Consider the following 22,928-nt stretch of genomic DNA (forward strand, 5'->3'; position numbering starts at 1 on the left):
CAGAAAAATCAGAAAATCGATCTGGCAGTCAGCGTCGTAAAGCGCTCCAGCGCATAGGTGCCAGCCAGTGAATTACCGGTAGCATCCAGACCCGGTGACCAGACAGCCACGGCCAGCTCACCCGGCACCAGGGCCAGTATGCCGCCGCCGACACCGCTCTTGGCTGGCAGTCCCACACGGTAGGCGAAATCACCTGCCGCATCATAGGTGCCGCAGGTCAGCATCAGTGCATTCAGGCGTTTGGCGGAACTGGGATCCAGTATCTGCAAACCACTCCAGGGTATCGTGCCGTGATTGGCCAAAAAGCTGCCCGCCTTGGCCAGCTCAGCACAGGTCATGGTAATGGAGCATTGACGGCAATAACTGTCGATAACGGCCTTGACCGGATTATGCAGATTGCCAAAGTCTTTCATCAGATGGGCGATGGCGTAATTACGATGCGCCGTCATCCGTTCAGACTGCGCAACTGCCATGTCAAAGTCCACACTGTTTTCACCGGCGATGGTGCGGGCAAACTGCAGCACCGCAATATCTGACTGCACAAAACGCCCCGACAGGATATCCGTCATCACCAGCGCACCGGCATTGATGAAGGGATTGCGCGGCTTGCCTTTTTCATACTCAAGCTGCACCAGGGAATTGAAAGGATTACCTGATGGTTCACGCCCCACTCTTTCCCAGATGGCATCGCCTTCACGGGCAAATGCCAGCGCCAGGGCAAACAGCTTGGTAACGCTTTGCAGCGAAAATTTTTGTTCGCCGTCACCTATCGAATACGTACTGCCGTCGAGGCAATACACTGCCATGCCAAAATGTTGGGCAGAGACTTTAGACAATTCCGGGATATACGAAGCAACCTTGCCTTGTGACAACAGGGGTTGAACTTCCGCAAAAATCGTCGCGAGGATTGCGGTGTAATCAGGCTGCATCAGGTTTTTGGCAACGTCACACCAACTTGTCCCTGGTATTTACCGCCACGGTCCTTGTATGAGGTTTCACACACTTCATCACTCTCAAAGAACAATACCTGGGCGCAACCTTCGCCAGCGTAAATCTTGGCTGGCAATGGTGTGGTGTTGGAAAATTCCAGCGTGACATAGCCTTCCCATTCTGGCTCGAATGGTGTGACATTGACGATGATGCCGCAACGGGCGTAGGTTGATTTGCCCAGGCAGATCGTCAATACGCTGCGCGGTATGCGGAAATATTCCATGGTGCGGGCCAGCGCGAAAGAATTCGGGGGGATGATGCAGACATCTCCCTTGAAATCCACGAAAGACTTTTCATCGAAGTTTTTCGGATCAACGATAGTGCTGTTGATATTGGTAAAAATCTTGAATTCATCGGCACAGCGAATATCGTAGCCATAAGAAGACGTACCATAACTGACGATGCGGTTGCCATCACGCTCACGCACCTGACCAGGTTCAAACGGCTCTATCATGCCGGTTTGCTCAGCCATACGACGTATCCACTTGTCTGATTTGATGCTCATTTACTTCTCCTGCCCAATTGATATTGGCAGCGATTTTACGCGAAAACAGCTATATCTAATATGGAATTACGCCTTAAAAGCACAAACAAATTCGAGAAAATTGACGTCGGCCAGGCTGACTATACATGGCGCACATATCTATTTTTACGGTAACAGCGCGATATCCTCTGAAAACAAGGTAAAAATCCAGGAGCCCCTGGCGTGATCAATCACACGGACAGTCCGTCAAGCAGCAAAGGTAATCAAGCAACGAAAAATTAACAAAAAATCACATCGGCCACATGCAAGCTTTTGATTTTTCAGCAGAATTTCCTTCCATGCGCGCAAAACAAACGGGTTTCCGGTACAATTCTGCCCATGAACGCTCAGCCTAAAAATCTATTCTCATTCCCACGTTTCCGTCCCGAAGTTGGTGGAAAAAATACCGCACCCTTTTTACCCATGTCGCGTGCCGAAATGGATGTACTGGGCTGGGATAGTTGCGATGTCATCCTCGTAACGGGCGATGCCTATATCGACCACCCCAGTTTTGGCATGGCCCTGATTGGCCGCCTGCTGGAACATCATGGCTTTCGCGTCGGCATTATCAGCCAGCCTGACTGGCAGTCAGCCGATGCCTTCCGTGCGCTGGGCAAACCGAATTTGTACTTTGGCGTGACTGCTGGCAATATGGATTCCATGGTGAATCGTTACACGGCTGACCGCAAGATACGCTCTGAAGATGCCTATACGCCCGATGGCGACCGTACCAAGCGCCCCGATCGTGCGCTGGTGGTCTATGCGCAGCGTGCCCGCGAAGCCTACCCTGATGCAAACGTCGTTGCCGGCAGCATAGAAGCCAGCCTGCGCCGTATTGCGCATTATGATTACTGGTCTGACAAGGTAAGACGCTCGGTATTGCCTGACTCCAAGGCAGACATCCTGCTGTTTGGCAATGCGGAACGCGCATTAATCGACCTGACGCACAGGCTGGCGCAGGGCGAAGCTATCAAGGATATACGTGACTTACGCGGCACCGCCTTCATGACGCCACGTGGCTGGTTGCCAGATGAAGACTGGACAGAAATCAACTCTGTCAAAATCGACACCCCAGGCAAGATAGAAGCGCATACCGACCCGTATGCAATGGTGCCAGAGAAAGAAGCGAAATGCGCTACTGGCGATGCGCCTGCTGCGGCTGAATCCGCAGAAGCAAAGCCCGCAGTCAAAGCCGAAGCCAAGGCTGATGTTGTGCAACTGCAAGCCATACGCATCATGAGCCGCGAAGAGCGCCAGCTCATGTTGCGCAATAAACAGCACAAATCCGTAATACGCCTGCCGTCATTTGATGAAGTTAAGGACGATGCCGTACTGTATGCGCATGCTTCACGCGTATTCCATCTGGAAGCCAATCCTGGCAACGCCAAGGCACTGGTGCAGGGCCATGGCGACCGCGATGTGTGGCTGAATCCGCCACCGCTACCACTGGCCATGGATGAGATGGATGGTGTGTATGACCGCGCCTATGCACGGGCACCGCACCCTGCCTACGGCAAGTCACGCATACCCGCCTGGGAAATGATACGCTTCTCGGTGAATATCATGCGCGGCTGCTTTGGCGGCTGCACCTTCTGTTCAATTACCGAACATGAAGGCCGCATCATACAAAGCCGTTCCGAGCCGTCGATTTTGCGTGAGATAGAAGAAATCCGCGACAAAGTGAAAGGTTTCACCGGCACGATTTCCGATCTGGGTGGACCAACTGCCAATATGTACCGTCTGGCTTGCAAGGACAAAAAGATAGAAGAATCCTGCCGTCGTCTGTCCTGCGTGTACCCAAGCATCTGCTCTAATCTGGGCACCGATCACAGCAAGCTGATTTCGATTTACCGCAAGGCACGCGCCCTGCCCGGTATCAAGAAGGTACTGGTCAGCTCGGGTCTGCGTTATGACCTGGCGGTACGCTCACCTGAATATGTGAAAGAACTGGTAACCCATCACGTCGGCGGCCTGCTGAAGATTGCGCCCGAACATACCGAAGCCGATACCCTGTCGAAAATGATGAAGCCCGGCATAGGCAGCTATGACGAGTTCAAGGCCATGTTCCAGAAGTATTCGAAAGAAGCGGGCAAGGAACAATACCTGATACCGTACTTTATCGCCGCCCATCCGGGTTCGACGGATGAAGACATGATCAACCTGGCAATCTGGCTCAAGAAAAATGACTTCAAGCTGGATCAGGTACAGACCTTCATGCCTACACCAATGGCACTGGCTACGACCATGTACCATACCCGCAAGAACCCGTTGAAGAAAGTAACGGCAGATTCCGAAGTGGTAGAAACAGCCCGTTCAGGCAAGGTGCGCAAACTGCACAAGGCACTGTTACGCTATCACGCACCAGAAAACTGGGAAATCATCCACGAAGCCCTGCAACGCATGGGCAGGCGCGATCTGATAGGTAGCGGACCACGCCATTTGATCCCGTCTCGTCAGCCGCATATCCCCATCACAATTGATGAAAGTGGTGTTGCCAATGGCCGACGGATCGCAGCACCCAAAATCGATACTTTTGGCAAAAAACCTACGACACGCCCACCTATGGGGACCGGTATAAAGACTGCCATGAAAACAGCGCCAAAAACAACAGCAAGGACCACGGCAACCACAGCAGCCCCCGCTACAGGCCGCCCAGCCCTTGCCTACAAATCAGGCAAATCCAAAGCGGCTATCGGCAGCAAATCCGGGCGACGCTAGCTTGATTTCACAATTTTTCAAAATAAGTGTTCGATAAAAATCAAAGCCGCGTTGAAAAACGCGGCTTTTTTTTCAGCATTTTCCGCTCATTCATTACCGCTGATGTAGAATCAATTCATCGCTTGCAGCAACTTCAGCCCCCCTTAACAAGGAGATAGTATGAAGCACATGAAAACAGTCCTGATACTCGAGCATACTGAAGAAGTGTTCGACAAGCTCACTTGTGATGTATGCGGCGCTGAATCCCACTGGGATGAAAACTGGGGCAGCAAGGAACATGAAAAAATCATCACCACGCTGAGCCTGGAAGAGGAAGAATCCTTCCCGAATGGCGGTCAATCCACCCTGACGCAATACCATATCTGCCCACCTTGTTTCAAAAACCATCTGAGCAAATGGATGGAAAGTCACAGGAATAGCGCGCCAACAGTGAGCAAATCAGTCTGGTGATAAATCAGCACTGGCACCTGGCAGTGACGACATCACCAATACTCAGGTATACCAGATAAATTGCTTATGTAAGTTGTTTCAAGAAGTGCAACTCACTCTTCTGAAATACGACCAAGGCCAGCGCTGAAATTCATATTCTTGCAGTTTATACATATGTTCACAGCCTAATTCGCTCATGCAGTCGCATGCCAAGGTATAATGCAAGGTTTGATTGCATTAGAAAAGAATACCTATCATGGAAGCTGAACGCCTCAATAGCCTGTCCGCCCTGCTCGCCGACCTGACAGTCCGCGAAGCCGAACTCCGGAGGTATCTTTGACTTCGATATCAAGTCAGAGAAACTCGAACAAGTTAATGCCGAACTGGAAGATCCTGCCGTCTGGAATGATCCCAAACGCGCCCAGGAACTAGGCAAAGAAAAAAAATCCCTGGAAAACGTCGTCAACACGCTTGTCAAAGCAGACAGCGGCCTGCGCGACGCCAATGACCTGTTTGCCATGGCGCGCGAAGAGAACGATGACGATACGCTGGAAGCCATAGAAGTTGACGCACAAGGTTTGCGTGAACTGGTCGAGGGCATGGAATTCCGTCGCATGTTCAACAACCCCATGGACCCGAACAATTGCTTTATCGATATCCAGGCGGGTGCTGGTGGTACTGAAGCACAGGATTGGGCATCGATGCTATTGCGTCAATATTTGCGCTATTGCGAGCGCAAGGGCTTCAAAGTCGAAATCATGGAACAGTCTGACGGCGACATCGCTGGCATCAAGACCGCTACATTGAAGGTTGAAGGCGAATACGCCTATGGTTTCCTGCGCACGGAAACTGGAGTACACCGCCTGGTACGCAAATCACCATTCGATTCCAACAATGGCCGCCATACATCCTTCTCCAGCCTGTTTGTTTACCCTGAAGTAGATGACTCGTTTGAAATCGACATCAACCCGGCAGATGTACGTACCGATACTTACCGCGCATCCGGTGCCGGTGGTCAGCATATTAATAAAACCGATTCCGCTGTCCGTTTGACGCATGGTCCTTCCGGCATCGTGGTCCAATGCCAGAATGACCGCAGCCAGCACAGAAACCGTGCTGAAGCATGGGAAATGTTGAAAGCCAAACTGTTTGAACTTGAGCTGCGCAAGCGCATGAGCGAAAAACAGAATCTGGAAGACTCCAAGACCGATGTCGGCTGGGGTCACCAGATCCGCTCTTATGTACTGGATCAATCCCGCATTAAGGATTTACGCACGAATTTTGAATCTGGCAACACCAAAGCAATTCTGGATGGTGACCTGGATGAATTCATCGCGGCATCCTTAAAGCAAGGCGTGTAATACAGCGTGTACATTGCGCAGGCGATCCGCCTGCGCAGCCTTAAAGAATCAAAACCCGCAGGCCAGATGCCTGCCCTCCCTTAGGGAAAATTATGTCTGATATCAATAATGCGGCACCCGCCGAAGAAGTAGCAGTTGACGAAAATTCTATCATCGCCGAACGCCGCGCCAAACTGGATGCTATCCGCGCCAAAGGCGTTGCTTTTCCGAATGACTTCCGCCCGCAACACAAAGCGGCCGAACTGGCAGAAAAATACGGCGCGATGAGTCGTGAAGAACTGGAAGCACTGAATGTTGAAGTCAGTGTAGCCGGTCGCATGATGTTGAAACGTGAAGCCGGTAAAAAAGCTGCGTTCGCAACTTTGCAAGATGCTTCTGGCATCAAGGCCGATGGCCGCATACAGTTGTATGTCACCACCGACAAAACTGGCGAGGCTGAAATGGAAGCTTTCCGTCACTATGACCTGGGCGATATCTTGGGTATAGAAGGTGTACTGTTCAAAACTAAAACCGACGAATTGACAGTCAAGGTCACGACTCTGCGCATGCTGACCAAGTCCCTGCGCCCCTTGCCCAATAAATTCCACGGCCTGGCCAATCAGGAAACCAAGTATCGTCAGCGCTACGTCGACCTGATCATGAGCGAAGACACGCGCCGCACCTTCAAGGCACGCACGGCAGCCATGAACTCCATACGCACATTCATGAACAGCAATGATTTCATGGAAGTGGAAACACCAATGCTGCACGTGATACCTGGCGGCGCTGCTGCCAAGCCTTTCATCACGCATCACAATGCGCTGGACATGCAGATGTATTTGCGTATCGCGCCTGAACTGTATCTGAAACGCCTGGTAGTCGGCGGCTTCGATCGCGTGTTTGAAGTCAACCGCAACTTCCGTAACGAAGGTGTATCACCACGTCACAATCCAGAATTCACGATGATGGAATTCTATGCAGCCTATGTCGATTACAAATGGCTCATGGATTTCACCGAGCAAGTCATCCGCAAGGCGGCTGAAGATGCACATGGCACAGCCGTACTGACCTATCAGGGCCGTGAACTGGATTTGAGCAAGCCTTTCCAGCGTCTGACCATCGTTGGCGCCATCAATAAATATGCGCCAAATTACACCAATGAACAATTGCATGATGCTGAATTCATCAAGGCAGAATTGCTGAAATTTGGTGTCAAGCCTTTCGCTACAGCCGGTCTGGGCGCATTGCAACTGGCCCTGTTTGAAGAAACCGCCGAAGCACAACTGTGGGACCCGACCTATATCATTGATTACCCGGTCGAAGTCTCACCACTGGCACGTGCATCTGACACCGTTGCAGGTATCACAGAACGTTTCGAGCTGTTCATGACCGGTCGTGAAATTGCCAATGGCTTCTCGGAATTGAATGACGCCGAAGACCAGGCAGCACGCTTCCAGGCACAGGTAGCAGCCAAGGATGCCGGTGACGAAGAAGCCATGTACTACGACGCTGATTACATCCGCGCCCTCGAATACGGCCTGCCACCGACCGGTGGCTGCGGCATAGGCATAGACCGTTTGATGATGCTGATTACCGATTCACCAAACATCCGTGACGTGATCCTGTTCCCGCATTTGCGCCGGGAAGATTAATAATTGACATAGTCAAGCATAAATGACGAAGGGACTGTAGAATTTGCAGTCCCTTTTGTTTTCTGCCATCTTCTGCCATCAAGTAAATCCTGCCATGCCACCAGTCCACCCGCTTAAAAAACTCCTGAATTATGCCAAGGCCTATAAAACAGATTTTCGCCTGGCAACCATTTATTCAATATTGAACAAATTCTTTGATGTCTTGCCGGAAGTATTGATTGGCGTCGCTGTCGATATCGTCATCAATGGCGACAAGAGTTTTCTGGCAAAACGGGTTCTGGGCGGCTTTGGCATTACCGACACCTGGCATCAACTGATGTTTCTTGGCATAGTGAATGCCATCATCTGGGGTGGCGAATCCTGGTTTGAATACCTGCTGTCACTTAAATGGCGAAAGCTCGCACAGAATCTGCAACATGACTTGCGACTGGATGCCTATGACCATGTGCAAAAACTGGAAATGGCCTATTTCGAAAACCAGCGCACCGGTAACCTGATGTCCATCCTGAATGAAGATATCAACCAGATGGAACGCTTCCTGAATGGCGGTGCCAATCAGATCATCCAGGTCATCTGCTCATCCATCATGGTCAGCGCGGTATTCTTTACATTGCAACCTTCGCTGGCAGTCATTTCGCTGTTGCCGGTACCGGCTATTCTCATCGGTGCGTTCTGGTTTCAAAAACGTCTGGCACCTCGCTATTCGGAAGTACGCGAAGCAGCCGGCGATGTCAGCGCCAGGTTGAATAATAATTTGCTGGGCCTGGCTACCATCAAGGCCTTCGCTACCGAAAGCTTTGAAAAAAACCACATCGCCGAAGCCAGTGACGCCTACAGGCAGGCAAATACGCGCGCCATTGCCATCAGTTCCGCCATCACACCTGTCATCCGTATGGCGATTCTGGCTGGCTTTACTGCCACTCTGGTATATGGCGGCTGGTTGACCTTGCAGGGCGAACTGGCGGTGGGTGCCTATTCTGTGCTGGTGTACCTGACCCAGCGCCTGCTATGGCCCATGACAGGCCTGGCAGAGGTTGCCGACATGTATCAACGCTCCATGTCGGCAATAGACCGAGCCATGGGCTTGCTGGATACCAAAATCAATATCACCTATGAAGGCAAGCATGTATCGCCAGACCAGGTCAAAGGGGAATTGCATTTCAATAACGTTGAATTTGCCTACGGTGAACAAAAAACCCTGCAGGCAATCAACCTGCACATCCCGGCAGGCAAAACCGTTGCATTTGTCGGCTCTACCGGCTCCGGCAAATCCACGCTGGTCAAACTGCTGTTGCGCTTCTACTCACCCACATCTGGACGCATTACCCTGGACGGGAATGAAATCAGCGAACTGAATTTGCAGGATTTACGCCGCACGATCGGCTATGTGGCGCAAGACAGCTTCCTGACCGATGGTACGATTGCCGAAAATATTGCCTACGGCGTGCACGGTGCCAGTGATGCAGCCATTGCCGAAGCCGCGCAAGCTGCCGAAGCCACAGAATTCATTTCCAGATTGCCACTGGGTTTTGCCACCCGCATTGGTGAACGCGGGCAAAAATTGTCAGGCGGCCAGCGCCAGCGCCTGGCATTGGCCAGGGCTATCCTGAAGAATCCGCCCATCCTGATTCTGGATGAAGCCACCAGCGCAGTCGACAATGAAACCGAAGCCGCCATACAGCGCAGCCTGGACGTGGTCAGCCGCAACCGCAGCACCATCGTGATTGCCCATCGCCTGTCTACCGTACGTCAGGCTGATTGCATTCATCTGCTGGAAGCTGGCAAAATAATGGAAAGCGGCACCCATGAAGAATTATTAAGTCTGGATGGCGGTTATGCTGCCCTGTGGCGTTTGCAGACGGGTGAGAGAAACCCTGCCTGATCCACGGGGGCATGCCAGCCATCAGACTATGCCAGTCACGATTTGACGATTTGACGATATTTTTCATCATTCGCAAGAAGATAATGTTAATCTCGCGCCAAGGAGTGTATATCGAATGAAGAAGTCTCTTACCATAGGCGTGGCGGCTGGCTTGATGACCTTGCTGGGCATCACCTCATACCAGGCTATCGCCTACGTGACCCAGGTTGCGCCTGCCAGCAGCGCGGCAGTCAGCATGCCGGTCAAGGCTTTTGAAGTTGATCCGACCTGGATCAAGGAAGGCACCCCTAACTTCAGGGCGACGGAATTTTTCAAATCCCATGACGGTAAGACCAGTTCCGGCATTTTTGAGTGCGATGGTCCCTCCACTTTTGAATGGCATTACCAGCTTGATGAAACCATCTATGTACTCGACGGTGGCGTAGATATCGAGTATCAGGGCAAGCGCTTCTCACTGAAACCGGGTGAAACTGCATTTTTCCGCGCAGGCACTACCGCCCTCTGGCATGTCCCCAAAGGCATACGCAAAACCTGGACCCTGCATGATGCAGGCAAACCAGCCCGTGGCCTGGCCAAATTGCTGGGCTGATCCAGCCAATTCAGTTGATCCAGCATTTTCCTCAACAGAAGAAGCTCACCCAATCCAGGCAAGCTTCTTCGCTTACACTGACTTAAGCCTAACTGACTTAAGCCTTCCAGGTCACTGCCCTGGCCAGCGCAAGGGCACTCAGGAAAGCATTTTCTACCCTGCCCGCTCCCTCCAGACTGGCAGCAAACCAGTCACCACAAACGCCAAGTCCTTGTTTGTCATTCCACAGGCAATCCACAGCCAGAGGCTTTTCTGCCTGCGCATATCGCCAGCGATGGGCGACTGCGTGTATAGGTTGTATGCGGGAACCCGTAGCCTCATGGAAAGCCTTGGTCAATTTTTCTTTGACACGCTCTGCGTCGTCTTCCAGATGCTCAAGGCTCCAGGCGGGTGTTGCATGGCAGACCCAGCGCTCACCCGCACGATGCAGCGGTTTTGCATTGTCACGCGCAATCCAGCCCAGACGTGACTGATTGACCCAGGCACCGTCATACGGCAAATCAAGCGAGCTTTGAAAACCCAGCATCAACGTCCAGCATGGTGCCAGTCTGGCTTGTTTGGCCTGCTTTGCCATGGCAGGTGCGACTGACAGCAAGACTTCTGCCTGGTCTGCGGGTATCGCAAGAATAACACCGTCGAAGGGGCCAGCCGTAGCCGCAATCGGAACCGTACTGGATTGCACCGACAGCAGCCACTGCTTGCCCTGGCTTTCCAGCGCAGTGACCTGCTGCTCGGTACGGATATCCAGCCCATGTGCAAGCTGTTTACACAAGGCATTCATGCCCGGCACCGGCACATACCGTGTGCCACTACGACCAGCTGCCTTGCTGATACCGGCATCCAGTGTCGCCAGCTTGGCGGTCCATGGTACTACCCAGCCAAATTTTTTCCAGTCTGCAATTTCCTTCTTGAAACGATCAGATGTTGCGGTGAAATATTGCGCGCCGTGATCAAAGCCACCCAGTTCAGTATGCCTGGTACTCATGCGGCCGCTGACACCCATGCTTTTTTCATACACGGTGACATGATGGCCTTGCGATTGCAATTGCCGCGCAACGGTCAAACCCGATAATCCTGCACCAACAACAGCGATATGCATAGTATTTCCCTTTATTTGAGACAATAAAAAACGCCCGCTTAGCGTGCTTGCGGGCGTCAATTTAAATTCGGTCAGGCATCCGGGATCACTGCTCGTTTTCTTCAACTGGCCAGTCGCGGATATATGCCTTCAGCATCTTGTTTTCGAAGCTTTGCGCTTCGAGCACGGCTCTCGCCACGTCATAGAATGAAATCACCCCAAGCAGGGTTTTCGCATTCATCACAGGCAGGTAGCGCGAGTGTTTTTCCAGCATCATGCGACGCACTTCATTGACTTCGGTTTCCGGAGTCACCGTCAGCGGGTGGTCATCCATGTATTTGCGCACAGTGCCTGCGCCCAGGGAGCCCTGGTTTTTATGAATCGCACGTATCACCTCACGAAAGGTCAGTATGCCAACCAGATCACCGTACTCCATCACGACCAGAGAACCGATATCTTTCTCTTCCATGACGCTGACGGCTTCGGTAATAGGGATATCAGGCGTGATCGTGAAAAGTATGTTGCCCTTCACTTGAAGTATCTCTGAGACTTTCATGATGCCCCTCCGTTTGTGTTTTTGTGGTCGTTATTTGCAATGTATCGCAAGCCTTGCAAAAAATCCAGCACGTAAAATATATTTCCTGCCAAAAACACGCGGATTTTGCAAGCAGCATAGCAGCGATGGTAGCATTGCTGCCTCACATATGGAGAGTCTCCCCCATGAGCGGACCTAAATACCACGGCTTTGACACCTTATCCCTGCATGCCGGTGCTGCACCTGACCCAACCACCGGGGCGCGCGCCACACCCATCTATCTTACCTCTTCTTTTGTTTTCAAGGATTCTGACCACGCAGCCTCACTTTTCAATATGGAACGTGCTGGCCATGTTTATTCGCGCATATCGAATCCAACCAATGCCGTGTTGGAAGAAAGAATTGCCGCACTGGAAGGTGGCGTTGCCGGTATCGCCGTTGCCAGCGGGCAAGCTGCCATGCATCTGGGTCTATGTACCATCGCCGGCGCCGGCTCCCATGTGGTGGCTTCACGTGCGCTGTATGGCGGCTCGCAAAACCTGCTGGCTTACACCATGAAGCGGTTTGGCATAGAAACGAGCTTTGTTGATCCACGCGACCTGGACGCCTGGCGCGCTGCCATACGCCCGAATACCAAGGTATTGTTTGCCGAGACCCTGGGCAACCCTGGTTTGGATGTATTGAATATTCCGGCGGTAGCCGCCATTGCCCATGAAAATCATTTACCACTAATGGTGGATGCCACCTTTACCACCCCCTATCTGCTGAAACCATTTGAACATGGTGCCGACCTGGTGTTTCACTCTGCCACCAAATTCCTGTGCGGTCATGGTACGGCTATCGGCGGCTTGCTGGTGGATGGCGGTACATTTGACTGGCAGGCTGCCTATGAAAAAACGGGCCGTTTTGCTGAGTTGTGTGAACCCTATGACGGCTTCCATGGCATGGTTTTTTCGGAAGAATCTACCGTTGCGGCATTCTCGCTACGTGCCAGACGCGAAGGCTTGCGTGATTTCGGTGCCTGTATGAGTCCGCACAATGCCTTTAACATATTGCAGGGCATAGAAACCCTGGGCTTGCGCATGGACAGACATGTCGCCAATACGCGCAAGGTCGTCGAATTTCTGGTGGCACATCCGGCAGTGGCGTCGGTCTCTTACCCTGAACTGGCATCCCATCCTGACCATGCGCTGGCAAAAACCTTGCTACCCAAAGGTTGCGGCGCAGTATTTTCATTCAATCTCAAGGGCGATCGCGCTGCGGGTCAGCGTTTTGTCGAAGCACTCAACATCTTCTCTCATCTTGCCAATGTAGGCGATGCGAAGTCTCTCGTGATCCATCCGGCATCCACCACCCATTTCCGGGTACCAGCAGAACAATTGCTGGCATCCGGCATCAGCGAAGGCACCATGCGCCTGTCCATAGGGCTGGAAGATGCAGATGACTTGATTGACGACCTGACACGCGGCCTGAAAGCGGCCCAGAAAGGAGCCTGAAATGATTTTCCAGGTAAACGGCCAGGCAGCCTATTGCTATACCGGCGGTAAAAACTTCAATCCGGCGCAGACGACGGTAGTATTCATTCACGGCGCCCAGAATGATCATTCAGTGTGGGGCTTACAGACACGCTATTTTGCCCATCACGGTTTTAATGTGCTGGCAGTTGACTTGCCAGGCCATGGACGCAGCAAAGGGGCAGCACTGAGCAGTGTGGAACAGATGGCTGACTGGCTGCTTGCCTTGCTGGATGTGGCAGGCGTAGAACAAGCCATGCTGGTTGGACACAGCATGGGTTCACTGATCGCACTGGAAGCCTGCTACAGGGCACCAGCACGTGTCGGCAAGCTGGTCATGGTTGGTACCGCCTACCCCATGCGAGTATCGGATACGCTGTTGAATGCAGCACGTGACGAAGAACAGACGGCCATTGATATGGTAAATATCTGGTCACACACTTCGATTGCCCACAAACCATCCTGTCCGGGCCCGGGGTTTTATGTCATGGGTGTCAGCCAGCGTTTGATGCAGCGCATCTCGGCCATCAATCCGGATAAAGTATTCCATACCGACTTTTCTGCCTGCAACGCCTATGCCAATGGTGAAGTGGCAGCGCAGTCGGTAGCTTGCCCAAGCCTGTTCATTCTCGGCAAGAAAGACATGATGACACCTGTCAAGGCCAGTCTTGTCCTGAGTAAGGCCATCGCCCACAGCGGGCAAGTCATCATAGAAAACTGCGGTCATTCGCTGATGGCAGAACAGGCCGATCAGGTTTTGACAGCCTTACTCGACTTTGCCAGGGCTTGATAGTGATGGTGATGGCAATGACGCTGGAAAGCTGGGCATTATTCACCGCCACCGAAGCGGCCCTGTCGCTATCGCCCGGCCCGGCAGTGATGATGGTGGTGGCGTACGGCATAGCCAGGGGATGGCGTACATCACTGTTTGTCACGCTAGGTATCTTGACGGGCAATGCCATTTATTTCGCCATATCGGCGACCGGCATAGGTTCGCTGATACTGGCTTCACCCAAAGTATTCATGGCGATCAAGTATCTGGGTGCGGCTTATCTGGTCTATCTGGGTTTTTCGGCCATTTTTGGCAAACCATCACCGCTGACCATATCCAAACTGGATGGAGTGGCGCTCAGCGGCAGAAGGATATTCAGCAGCGCATTGATGCTGCAATTGACCAATCCCAAAACCCTGCTGATGTTCGTGGCGATATTGCCGCAATTTATCGATCCCAAAGAACCGGTAGGTGTGCAGATGCTGATACTGGCAGCCTGTTCCATCATTCCCGAATTTTTCATCTTGCTGGGATATGGCATGCTGGCCAGCAAAGCCAGCCATTGGGCAACGCAGGAAAGGTATGCGGTCATTACAGAAAGAATCGCCGGCACCCTGGTAACAGGGGCCGGCATCATGGTCGCACTGGTTTAACTGCGTATGTCTGGCTTTCTTATGCGTGGGCGGGCAGGCGCTGGTTCAGGCCTGCCAGATAATCTGCCCTGAAACGGCGTAGGACATAGTCCTTGTAATTGTCATGTTTCAGTGTGTCCCAGGCCACTTCCCTGCCCTTGCAAGATTTTTCCTTGGCGGCGGCCAGGACTTCCTGGCTCAGTTCCAGGTTGGCATCGGTCATCAATTCATAGCCGTACAGTTGCATGAATTCCTTGGTCAGGCTTTCTATGACTTCGATTTCGCGCATGCTCAACTGCTGCTTGAATTTATCCTTGTTCGCCATCACCGGTGGGAAGCGATTTGTTTCCCACAAGGCTGACATATGAGATATTTGCTGAGCCTCGGCAGAATGGCTGACATCCAGCATTTCTGGCAAAAATGTGATGCCAAAAAATGTGCAAATCGCCCGCAAGACGGTTTCCTGGTTACTTAAAAAATCTTCATAACGTATGGTCAATACCTGATCAGGATGCCTTTGCATGATGTCGCGCGAAAGTTGATGCGCTTCCAGCCAGGCCATGGCGTTCAGGGTAGAGTCATAATCATGAATGATAGCCTTGTTCATGGACGCAACCTGAGCTCTTGGATCGCGCACCACATTCAGGAACAGCATATTCGGGAATATCTGCAAAAGTTCTTCTGCATAATGCACGCTGTCCAGCGATTTATCCATGACGATGCTGGCATGGTGATGTTCGCCCGTGCGTAACAGCAGCTCCCACAATATCCTGTGCACACTACGTTTGTCATTCCGGATCGATTCAAAGACATCCACGGGATCAAATACCATGTCTTTCCATTTCACCATGCTGGCTGCCTGCAAGCCGACCACATCGACCACCAGACGGAAATAGTTTTCATCATCGTCCAGATTGCCATAGCGTGGCACCAGAGGCATGAAGTCGACAATATGCAAAGGGTAAGGCGAATAAAATTCTTCGCTATTGTTCAGACGCAAACGCAGGGCATGGCTACCACAGCGTCGCAAGGGTATCATCAGCACGGGAGTTGGTCGCTTATGGACGGTCGCCACTTTTTGTACGCTGCTAACACTATCTGATTCTGCCATGATGCTCTCCCCATGCTTGAAGGTATGAATCCGGAAGACCGCCTTGCTTTACTGTCTGCTTATGGCAGGCTGAACTGCGGTTTTTCCATTTTCTCGAAATAACCAATAAAGGTTTCTATAAAACCATCCACTTCTGATGCTGGTAAATTGTTGATGCCACCTGCGCCGCGTCGCCCACCACCGCTGACAAACGCAGAACAGAATTGATTTGCCGGGCAATTGTCCACATCACCTGAACGCACACTGACGACATAACTGCCATCCGGCTTTGCCGTCAGCACGGCAAAGGATTTTCCGCATTGCTCTTGCGTTAACTGATTCGCCAAAATGCCTGAAACCCGCCTGGCCCAGGCTTGAGTGGGCAAGACATAAATGGCAGACAATTCACTTTGCTTATAGGCACGCACGCCCTGCATGGCAGCCATGTCACTGGCATAGGCATCACGCAGCACAGAAAATGGCACGGCATTATTTACAAAATCAAAAGGATCGACATAGGCATGTATGGCCCCGTACAAAACTGCGGGATGAAAATGCAAGTCATCCACCGATTCACCGTAGGCGTTGTAATTGAGTAGTATGCCAAGTTCTTGCAATTGGCTGCATTGCAATGCATCGAGGCCAGCCTGGCTGGCTATGGCATGAGCCACTTCCGGTAAATTATCACCATAAGCAGCAACTACCGCCCACTTCCAATGTTTGCCATTTAAATGCTGATTGACCAATAGACTGCTGCAAACATTAGCCGCCATATCGCAATGCAAGTGCAGACGTTCATGCGTAAAAGCCTGTGTCGCAGCATGGTGATCGAAATAAGTAATATCTGCACCGCCAGCAAGATGCTGACGCAGGGCCGCGATATTACTGTCCAGAGAGATATCCAGCACGGTCAGTAAATCACCTGCTTGTGATTCAAAACGACCCAACAAATCGATATCCCGCTTGGCACCGGTGATTAATTTCGCCTGACGCGGTTCTGCCAGCCTGAGTTGATGCAAGGCACAAATGCCATCGGCATCACCATTGAAGACATCATAGGCATGTACAGAATTGTTGGTATCGGCAGACATGGATTTTCCCGCTATTTGATATAACACAATCCTATCAGGTGTCTGTACAGTTTTTCTGCGGCCTCTTCTATCGTGTGCATTTCAGAATTGATTTCCAGATCAGGATCCAGCGGCGCTTCATAAGGTGCTGAGATGCCTGTAAATTCCGGTATCTCGCCCCTGCGGGCTTTTGCGTACAAGCCTTTGGGGTCACGTCTTTCACAAACCACACCGGGCGTGCTGACATGTACTTCAATGAAACGTTCTTCGCTGATGATTTCTTTCGCCATGGCCCGGTCCGCCTGGAATGGAGAAATGAAAGCAGTGATGACGATCATGCCAGCTTCATTAAGCAGGTGCGCAACCTCTGCAGCCCGGCGGATATTTTCGCGCCTGTCATGCGGTGAAAAACCCAGATCACTGTTGAGGTGATGCCGCAGGTTGTCGCCATCCACCACAAAGCAGCAATGGCCGCGCTCCAGCAAGAGTTTTTCCAATGCGTAGGCAAGCGTCGATTTGCCAGCACCACTCAAACCAGTCAACCATAAGGTGGCTGGGCTCTGGCGCAGCAATCGCTCGCGTGCCATCGATGTCACAGTGCCATAATGCCAGTTAATGTCTCCTCCACGCGACTGTGGGTTGTGCACGAAACGACCAAATTTGGTTCTGCGCTCAACTGGCACGTTTTCTTCGGGTGCTTCGTCCAGTACTCTCGTGGTTGCTTGCATTTTCCGACTCCCGGTTCAACAAAGACGATGTTTACTTTCAGAATTCTTCCCAATCCTGTGTGTCCGTTTTGCGGACGGCACTGGCACTTCCTGCGCTGGTAACCCGCTTGATCTGTTTGGCAGGTGCTTTATTTTTTTCCAGCGTCGCTTTTTTTATCAGCGGTATGACTTTTTTGTCTGTGATCACAGGTTCACGCCAGCCAGGTTCTGAAAATTTCTCTGAAGCAAGCTGGAAGGTGCTGACCAGGGACGACAAATCGTCTGCCTGATTTTGCAGCGCACTGGCGGCAGCGGCGGCTTCTTCCACCAGCGCAGCATTTTGCTGGGTCACATCATCCATCTGCACGATGGCTTCATTGATCTGCTCTATACCCGCAGTCTGTTCCTGGCTGGCCATCATGATTTCAGTCATGATGCTGGTCACGCGTTTGATGCTGGCCACAATTTCTTCCATAGTGACACCGGCCTGATCGACCAGTTTTGCACCGATATCCACCTTGGTGACCGAATCATCGATCAGGAACTTGATTTCACGCGCAGCCTCGGCCGACCGTTGTGCCAGGTTACGTACTTCGGTTGCTACCACGGCAAAGCCGCGCCCCTGCTCACCCGCACGTGCAGCTTCTACTGCAGCGTTCAGCGCCAGGATATTGGTTTGAAACGCAATGCCGTCAATGACGCCGATAATATCGACAATCTTGCGTGAAGATGTATTGATGGAACCCATAGTCTGCACCACCTCGGACACAACGGTACCGCCCTTGACAGCCACATCCGACGCAGATTGCGCCAGCACATTAGCCTGTCTTGCACTGTCTGCATTCTGTTTGACAGTCGACGTCAGTTCTTCCATCGATGAAGCGGTTTCTTCGAGTGAGCCGGCCTGCTGTTCAGTGCGTGAAGACAGATCCATATTGCCAGATGCTATCTGCCTGGATGCAGTTGCTATCGTATCGGTACCAGAACGCACCTGGCCGACGATGCTGGCCAGGCCATTTTGCATTTCCTGCATGGCATGCATGAGGCTATGCGTATCTTTGTCAGCCAGACGTATGGGCACAGACAAATCACCTGCCGCGATTCTTTCAGCAATCGTGACGGCATAACGCGGCTCGCCGCCCAGTTGTTTCAGCAGGCTTCTGACAATGAGCAAAGCAGCCAGCACACCGACAAACAGGGCAACCGCACCAAATATATACATGAGCTTATTGGCACTGGCGTAATCAAGCTCTGCCTGCGCGATGGCTTCTGTGTTCTGTTTCTCTTCCAAAGTAATCATGTCGTTCAGCAATTCCCACCATTTTTTCTGTATGGGGCGGAATTCAAAACGCAGCATCTTGTATGCTTCATCGCCTTGCTTGTTGACACCTAATTCAGCTGCCTTGGCGATGAAAGGTTCGGACAGTTTGGCCTGATCACGAATACGGCCCAACAAGGCCAGCTCTTCGGAGGATGCATTGGGATCACCCTTGAGCATCTTGGTGAGTTTTTCTTCGGCATCAGCATATTTGACTGCCTGCGCCTTGATGCGATTGACTTCTATCTGAATTTCTGCGGCATCGGACAAAAGGATGAGATTGCGCAAAGCCAGGGCTCGCTCGGTCACCGTCAGGTACATGGTGGAGGCCAGCTTGGATTGCACATTATTGACGTTGGCAATTTCTTCCATGCGCTGATGCATCTTTGCCATATACGTGGTTCCCAACAGCAAAACCACCAGCAACAAACCCAACACCAGTCCAAAACCAGTGACGAGCCTGGTTGAGACTTTCAAGTTTTCAATCTTCATGATTTCCCCCAAAAACGTGAGTCAGCTAAAAAGTTTGACTGGGTCCGGGCTTGCTGCATTTAATGCATAAGCTTATATTGCCACATAGATTTTGATGCCACAAGGAAATTATTAAATATTGTAAACTTTTATATTTCCGTTTAATATCAAATACTTAAAGATATTAATTATTACTATCACCATCAAATCCTTAGTAGCAAAAACCGAATAACCATATTTGTTTAATATATATCAGACTACATGTTAGTGTATATTTTTATAATGTCAATATTGCAATTTAGTATTTTTACCAATTGAATTTATGACTTACTTACCTTATGTAGACGTTGCGAATTACATACATGCATAAGACCAGTTTAAAAAATGGCCTGATTAATCCATAATGAAAATCTGCATGGTTTAGCCCTTGAGGCGAAGCCGGGAAGCAGCTAAATCCAGATCAGCAAATAAAAGAAGATGGTGAAGAGACAAGGCGATGGCAGAAAAATATACGAACTTTTCAGCGTTTTATGCGTTTTACCTGACAGAGCACAGCAACCGGACCTGCCGGCAATTGCACTTTCTGGGGTCCAGTCTGGTGCTGCTTTGCATTGCGCTGTTTGCGTACACCGGTAATGGCCAGTTTCTACTGGGTGCGCCTGTCTGCGGCTATGGTTTCGCCTGGATAGGGCATTTCATGTTTGAGAAAAATCGACCCGCCTCTTTCAAGCAGCCCGTGTTTTCCTTCATGGGGGATTGGGTCATGTACTGGCAACTACTGACTGGAAAAGTCAGTTTTGGTCAGCAAGATGCAGTGCGCAAGACTTGAAATGACAATACCGCTCTGCCATCGTCCTGCCATTACTGCCAGAGCGGCATTGGCATCAGAACAGAAAGTAATCAGGCAAACAGATACACCATGCTTACATGGGGAATGCCAGCTTCTTCAAACAGCTCACCGTCGCGCACAAAACCTTCCTTAAGATAGAAATTTTCTGCTGACTGCTGTGCATTCAGGCACACAGCCTGATCCCCCCTAGCCTGCGCCTCTTTCATCAGGGCACGCAAAATCTTAGCCCCGACGCCCTGGCCGCGTGCTTCTGCCAGTACAGCCATGCGGCCAATATGTGCATCCGGCAAGAGGCGGCCTGTTCCAACTGCCTTACCATCCGCATCATAGGCAACTGCATGTACGCACTGCGCATCGGCGGCATCCCATTCCAGTTCAACCGGAATCTTTTGCTCAATGACAAAGACGGCATAGCGTACGCCTTGCGCATCTGTTTGCAGGGTAGCCCAGTCGGCAATGACGAGGCGCAGGTTTTCAGTATTCATGTTCGGGTATCCGCTGGCAGGTGCGTTTCAAAGGATGAAATTATCGCACGCCATGTATCGCTAACGGCAACTGCCTTGCGTTTTTCGGTATCGGCATAGACATACACCAGTTCGCCAGATATCAAATGGTTTTCACCAAGATAAATTTCGAGGATGAATTGCATGGAAGAACGACCGATACTGGCGCAACGCACACCGATATCGAGTTCATCATCAAACCTGGCGGGTGCCATATATTCAACCGTGGATTTGCGGGCAAACAGTTCCTTGCCCTCAGCTGCCTGGGTGATCACATTCGGCAAACCGGCGGCACGCCAGTATTCGGTAAACGCCACGTCAAAATAATTGAGATAATTGCCATTGAAGACAATCGCCTGCATATCGACTTCTGACCAGCGCACCCGCAAGCGATGAAAGAAAGCAAAATCTGCTTTGGCCATAAATCCTAACTCTGCAAAAATTGACGGATAAGCCGGTTGACGCGTTCCGGCTGTTCATGGATAACCCAGTGTGAACCTTCAGGAATGCGCTGTATCTGGATATCGTCAACAAAATTCTCCAGACCGTCCAGCAAGGTTTTGGGCAGCGCCTTGTCGTTTTCACCCCAGATAACACGGGTTGGTACCTTCACCTGGAAATCAGCAGGGTTCAAATTCAATTTCAGTGGCCCCGGATTGGTTTCTGTAGGTGGATGCAGTGGAGAAGCACGATAGTAATTCACCCCGCCACTCAAACCACGTGCCCAGCAGGCATGGTAAGCCGCCTGGGTATCTGCATCAAACCAGGCAGCATCGCCCTGCCCCATGCCATTAAAGAAACCATCCATGAGAGCAAAATCATCCTTGGCCAGAGCGTCCTCAGAACCCGGATTGCGCAACCAGTTCATGTATTCACTGGAAGTCTTTTGCGCAGGATCAGTCGCCAGCGCCTGCATGAACAGATAAGGATGTGGTGAATTGATGATAATCAGTTTTTCAAACAAGGCAGGCAGGGCAATCGCCATATTCCAGCATACTGCCCCGCCCCAGTCATGGGCGACGACCGTGGCTTGCTGGTAACCCAGATGGGCAATCAGCAACCGCAAGTCATCGACGATATGCCTGGCCTTATAGGCGGCAACATCGGCAGGCATGTCGGACAGATTGAAACCGCGCAAATCGGGCGCTACCGCAAAATAGTCTTGTCCAAATTCGGCCAACTGGGCCGACCATTCATACCAGAACTCTGGAAAGCCATGCACGAACAGGATCAGTGGCCGCCCCCTTTCACCGGCACTGGCAAAATGCAGGCGGGTTCCATTGTCCAGTGTGGCAAACTGATTGCTTATTATTTCTGCTGTCATTGATGCTTCTCCCTGATGCCTGCAAAGTGATGATTAAGCCTTCAACTTGGCTCTGAGCATGTCACGGATATGCGGCGCTGCCTTGTAAGGGTCACCTGGATTGCATTGCAGGACAATGTCTTCCATACGTTCCTGCACATTACCCAAAGCACCGGGATGCGAGAAGATATAGAACTGTTCGTCAGCAATCGCCTTGAAGGTATTTTCAGCCACTTCTTCAGCGGTCACCTTGCCAGAATTCACAGCCTTGTCTGACATGGCCTGTGCCGCCCTTTGGCTGGCAGTGGGTGCAGAACCTGGCACGTCTTCCGGACGATTTCTATGTGATTGTGAAATGCCGGTAGGTACAAAATACGGACACAACACAGAAGCGCCGATTGGTGCTTCCACCAGTTTCAAATCCTGATACAGGGATTCTGACAAAGACACGACAGCATGTTTGGAGACGTTATACACACCCATGGTCGGTGCATTCAGCAAGCCTGCCATGGAAGCCGTATTCACGATATGGCCTTCAAATTGCGGGTCTTTCTTTGCACATTCCAGCATCAGGTTAGTGAAGATACGCACGCCATGAATCACACCCCAAAGATTGACGCCTATCACCCAATCCCAGTCAGCCTGGGTGTTTTCCCAGATCAGGCCGCCAGAGCCAACACCGGCATTGTTGAATACCAGATGCACGGCACCAAATTTTTCCATGGTGGCATCAGCCAGGGCCTGTACTTCTTCTGCGTGGCGTACATCGCAACGCATGGCCAGTACCTGTGCACCTTGTGCTTCCAGCTCTGCTCTGGTTTTATCCAGGGCATCTTGCTGCACATCGGCCAGCACCAGCTTCATACCCAGACGTGCACCGATAATAGCAAATTCACGGCCAAAACCGCTGGCACCACCGGTGATAACGGCTACTCTGTCTTTAAATACTTTCATGTTGTCTC

22 protein-coding genes are annotated in these 22,928 nt (G+C 51.4%); 10 read left to right on the forward strand and 12 right to left on the reverse strand.

From position 1 onward, the window contains the following. Positions 1-8 precede the first annotated feature (8 nt). Complete coding sequence (locus ACO0LK_RS12710; RefSeq protein ID WP_422975575.1) at positions 9-929, reverse strand: glutaminase; 921 nt, start codon at positions 927-929, stop codon at positions 9-11. Next, positions 929-1,495 carry a dCTP deaminase gene (gene dcd / locus ACO0LK_RS12715; RefSeq protein WP_186945400.1) on the reverse strand — a complete coding sequence of 189 codons (567 nt, stop codon included), beginning with the start codon at positions 1,493-1,495 and terminating at the stop codon, positions 929-931. The genes ACO0LK_RS12710 and dcd overlap by 1 nt, the downstream gene beginning before the upstream one ends. A gap of 357 nt (positions 1,496-1,852) precedes the next feature. Here dcd and ACO0LK_RS12720 point away from each other — a divergent pair, with 357 nt between their 5' ends. The 6 genes from ACO0LK_RS12720 to ACO0LK_RS12745 all read left to right on the forward strand — a co-directional run bounded on the left by ACO0LK_RS12720 (position 1,853) and on the right by ACO0LK_RS12745 (position 10,123). Continuing rightward, positions 1,853-4,231, forward strand: a complete 2,379-nt coding sequence (locus ACO0LK_RS12720; protein WP_422975577.1) for a YgiQ family radical SAM protein — start codon at positions 1,853-1,855, stop codon at positions 4,229-4,231. A gap of 159 nt (positions 4,232-4,390) precedes the next feature. Continuing rightward, a complete protein-coding gene (locus tag ACO0LK_RS12725; RefSeq protein WP_422975579.1) occupies positions 4,391-4,681 on the forward strand; it encodes a hypothetical protein in 291 nt (96 codons plus the stop codon). A gap of 235 nt (positions 4,682-4,916) precedes the next feature. Beyond that, positions 4,917-6,021, forward strand: a protein-coding gene (prfB, locus tag ACO0LK_RS12730) for a peptide chain release factor 2 (protein WP_186945403.1) whose coding sequence is annotated in 2 segments (ribosomal slippage) — positions 4,917-4,997 and positions 4,999-6,021 — 1,104 coding nt in all. Because the reading frame shifts where the segments join, the coding sequence is not laid out codon by codon here. 92 nt (positions 6,022-6,113) lie between these two features. After that, positions 6,114-7,652, forward strand: coding sequence for a lysine--tRNA ligase (gene lysS / locus ACO0LK_RS12735; protein WP_422975581.1), 1,539 nt, complete (start codon positions 6,114-6,116; stop codon positions 7,650-7,652). 94 nt (positions 7,653-7,746) lie between these two features. After that, positions 7,747-9,534: an ABC transporter ATP-binding protein gene (locus tag ACO0LK_RS12740; RefSeq protein ID WP_422975583.1), complete on the forward strand. Its 1,788-nt coding sequence runs from the start codon at positions 7,747-7,749 to the stop codon at positions 9,532-9,534. 115 nt (positions 9,535-9,649) lie between these two features. After that, the gene (locus ACO0LK_RS12745; protein WP_422975585.1) at positions 9,650-10,123 is read left to right on the forward strand and encodes a cupin domain-containing protein; all 474 of its coding nucleotides are present in this window, start codon (positions 9,650-9,652) and stop codon (positions 10,121-10,123) included. A gap of 97 nt (positions 10,124-10,220) precedes the next feature. Here ACO0LK_RS12745 and ACO0LK_RS12750 read toward each other — a convergent pair whose 3' ends face one another. Next, positions 10,221-11,222 carry an NAD(P)/FAD-dependent oxidoreductase gene (locus ACO0LK_RS12750; protein ID WP_422975587.1) on the reverse strand — a complete coding sequence of 334 codons (1,002 nt, stop codon included), beginning with the start codon at positions 11,220-11,222 and terminating at the stop codon, positions 10,221-10,223. 85 nt (positions 11,223-11,307) lie between these two features. Beyond that, complete coding sequence (locus ACO0LK_RS12755; RefSeq protein ID WP_422975589.1) at positions 11,308-11,757, reverse strand: CBS domain-containing protein; 450 nt, start codon at positions 11,755-11,757, stop codon at positions 11,308-11,310. Between the two features lie 164 nt (positions 11,758-11,921). Between ACO0LK_RS12755 and ACO0LK_RS12760 the strand changes: the two genes are divergently transcribed. Genes ACO0LK_RS12760 through ACO0LK_RS12770 form a run of 3 tightly spaced genes read left to right on the forward strand, consistent with a single transcriptional unit; the run spans position 11,922 to position 14,675 of the window. After that, a complete protein-coding gene (locus tag ACO0LK_RS12760) occupies positions 11,922-13,232 on the forward strand; it encodes an O-acetylhomoserine aminocarboxypropyltransferase (protein WP_422975591.1) in 1,311 nt (436 codons plus the stop codon). A 1-nt stretch (position 13,233) separates the two neighbouring features. Continuing rightward, entirely contained in the window at positions 13,234-14,040 is an 807-nt protein-coding gene (locus tag ACO0LK_RS12765; RefSeq protein ID WP_422975593.1) for an alpha/beta fold hydrolase, read from the forward strand. A 17-nt stretch (positions 14,041-14,057) separates the two neighbouring features. Then, on the forward strand, positions 14,058-14,675 hold the full coding sequence (locus tag ACO0LK_RS12770; RefSeq protein ID WP_422975595.1) for a LysE family translocator: 618 nt from the start codon (positions 14,058-14,060) through the stop codon (positions 14,673-14,675). 19 nt (positions 14,676-14,694) lie between these two features. Here ACO0LK_RS12770 and ACO0LK_RS12775 read toward each other — a convergent pair whose 3' ends face one another. The 4 genes from ACO0LK_RS12775 to ACO0LK_RS12790 all read right to left on the reverse strand — a co-directional run bounded on the left by ACO0LK_RS12775 (position 14,695) and on the right by ACO0LK_RS12790 (position 19,331). Then, positions 14,695-15,765: a sulfotransferase family protein gene (locus ACO0LK_RS12775; RefSeq protein WP_422975597.1), complete on the reverse strand. Its 1,071-nt coding sequence runs from the start codon at positions 15,763-15,765 to the stop codon at positions 14,695-14,697. Positions 15,766-15,824: 59 nt separating this feature from the next. Beyond that, the gene (locus ACO0LK_RS12780) at positions 15,825-16,835 is read right to left on the reverse strand and encodes a hypothetical protein (protein ID WP_422975599.1); all 1,011 of its coding nucleotides are present in this window, start codon (positions 16,833-16,835) and stop codon (positions 15,825-15,827) included. Between the two features lie 11 nt (positions 16,836-16,846). Then, positions 16,847-17,401 (reverse strand): adenylyl-sulfate kinase, encoded by a 555-nt coding sequence (cysC, locus tag ACO0LK_RS12785; RefSeq protein ID WP_422975880.1) that lies wholly within the window; start codon positions 17,399-17,401, stop codon positions 16,847-16,849. Between the two features lie 178 nt (positions 17,402-17,579). Continuing rightward, a complete protein-coding gene (locus tag ACO0LK_RS12790) occupies positions 17,580-19,331 on the reverse strand; it encodes a methyl-accepting chemotaxis protein (RefSeq protein WP_422975601.1) in 1,752 nt (583 codons plus the stop codon). Between the two features lie 475 nt (positions 19,332-19,806). Here ACO0LK_RS12790 and ACO0LK_RS12795 point away from each other — a divergent pair, with 475 nt between their 5' ends. Next, positions 19,807-20,139, forward strand: a complete 333-nt coding sequence (locus tag ACO0LK_RS12795; protein ID WP_422975603.1) for an Mpo1-like protein — start codon at positions 19,807-19,809, stop codon at positions 20,137-20,139. A gap of 71 nt (positions 20,140-20,210) precedes the next feature. Here ACO0LK_RS12795 and ACO0LK_RS12800 read toward each other — a convergent pair whose 3' ends face one another. Genes ACO0LK_RS12800 through ACO0LK_RS12815 form a run of 4 tightly spaced genes read right to left on the reverse strand, consistent with a single transcriptional unit; the run spans position 20,211 to position 22,920 of the window. Continuing rightward, on the reverse strand, positions 20,211-20,645 hold the full coding sequence (locus tag ACO0LK_RS12800; protein ID WP_422975605.1) for a GNAT family N-acetyltransferase: 435 nt from the start codon (positions 20,643-20,645) through the stop codon (positions 20,211-20,213). Beyond that, positions 20,642-21,085: an acyl-CoA thioesterase gene (locus ACO0LK_RS12805; RefSeq protein ID WP_422975607.1), complete on the reverse strand. Its 444-nt coding sequence runs from the start codon at positions 21,083-21,085 to the stop codon at positions 20,642-20,644. The genes ACO0LK_RS12800 and ACO0LK_RS12805 overlap by 4 nt, the downstream gene beginning before the upstream one ends. Before the next feature lie 5 nt (positions 21,086-21,090). Then, on the reverse strand, positions 21,091-21,987 hold the full coding sequence (locus ACO0LK_RS12810) for an alpha/beta fold hydrolase (RefSeq protein ID WP_186945418.1): 897 nt from the start codon (positions 21,985-21,987) through the stop codon (positions 21,091-21,093). Between the two features lie 33 nt (positions 21,988-22,020). After that, positions 22,021-22,920, reverse strand: a complete 900-nt coding sequence (locus ACO0LK_RS12815; RefSeq protein WP_422975609.1) for an SDR family oxidoreductase — start codon at positions 22,918-22,920, stop codon at positions 22,021-22,023. Positions 22,921-22,928: the final 8 nt, after the last annotated feature.

This window comes from Undibacterium sp. Ji49W (genome assembly GCF_049340205.1).
Taxonomy (GTDB): Bacteria; Pseudomonadota; Gammaproteobacteria; order Burkholderiales; family Burkholderiaceae_D; genus Undibacterium.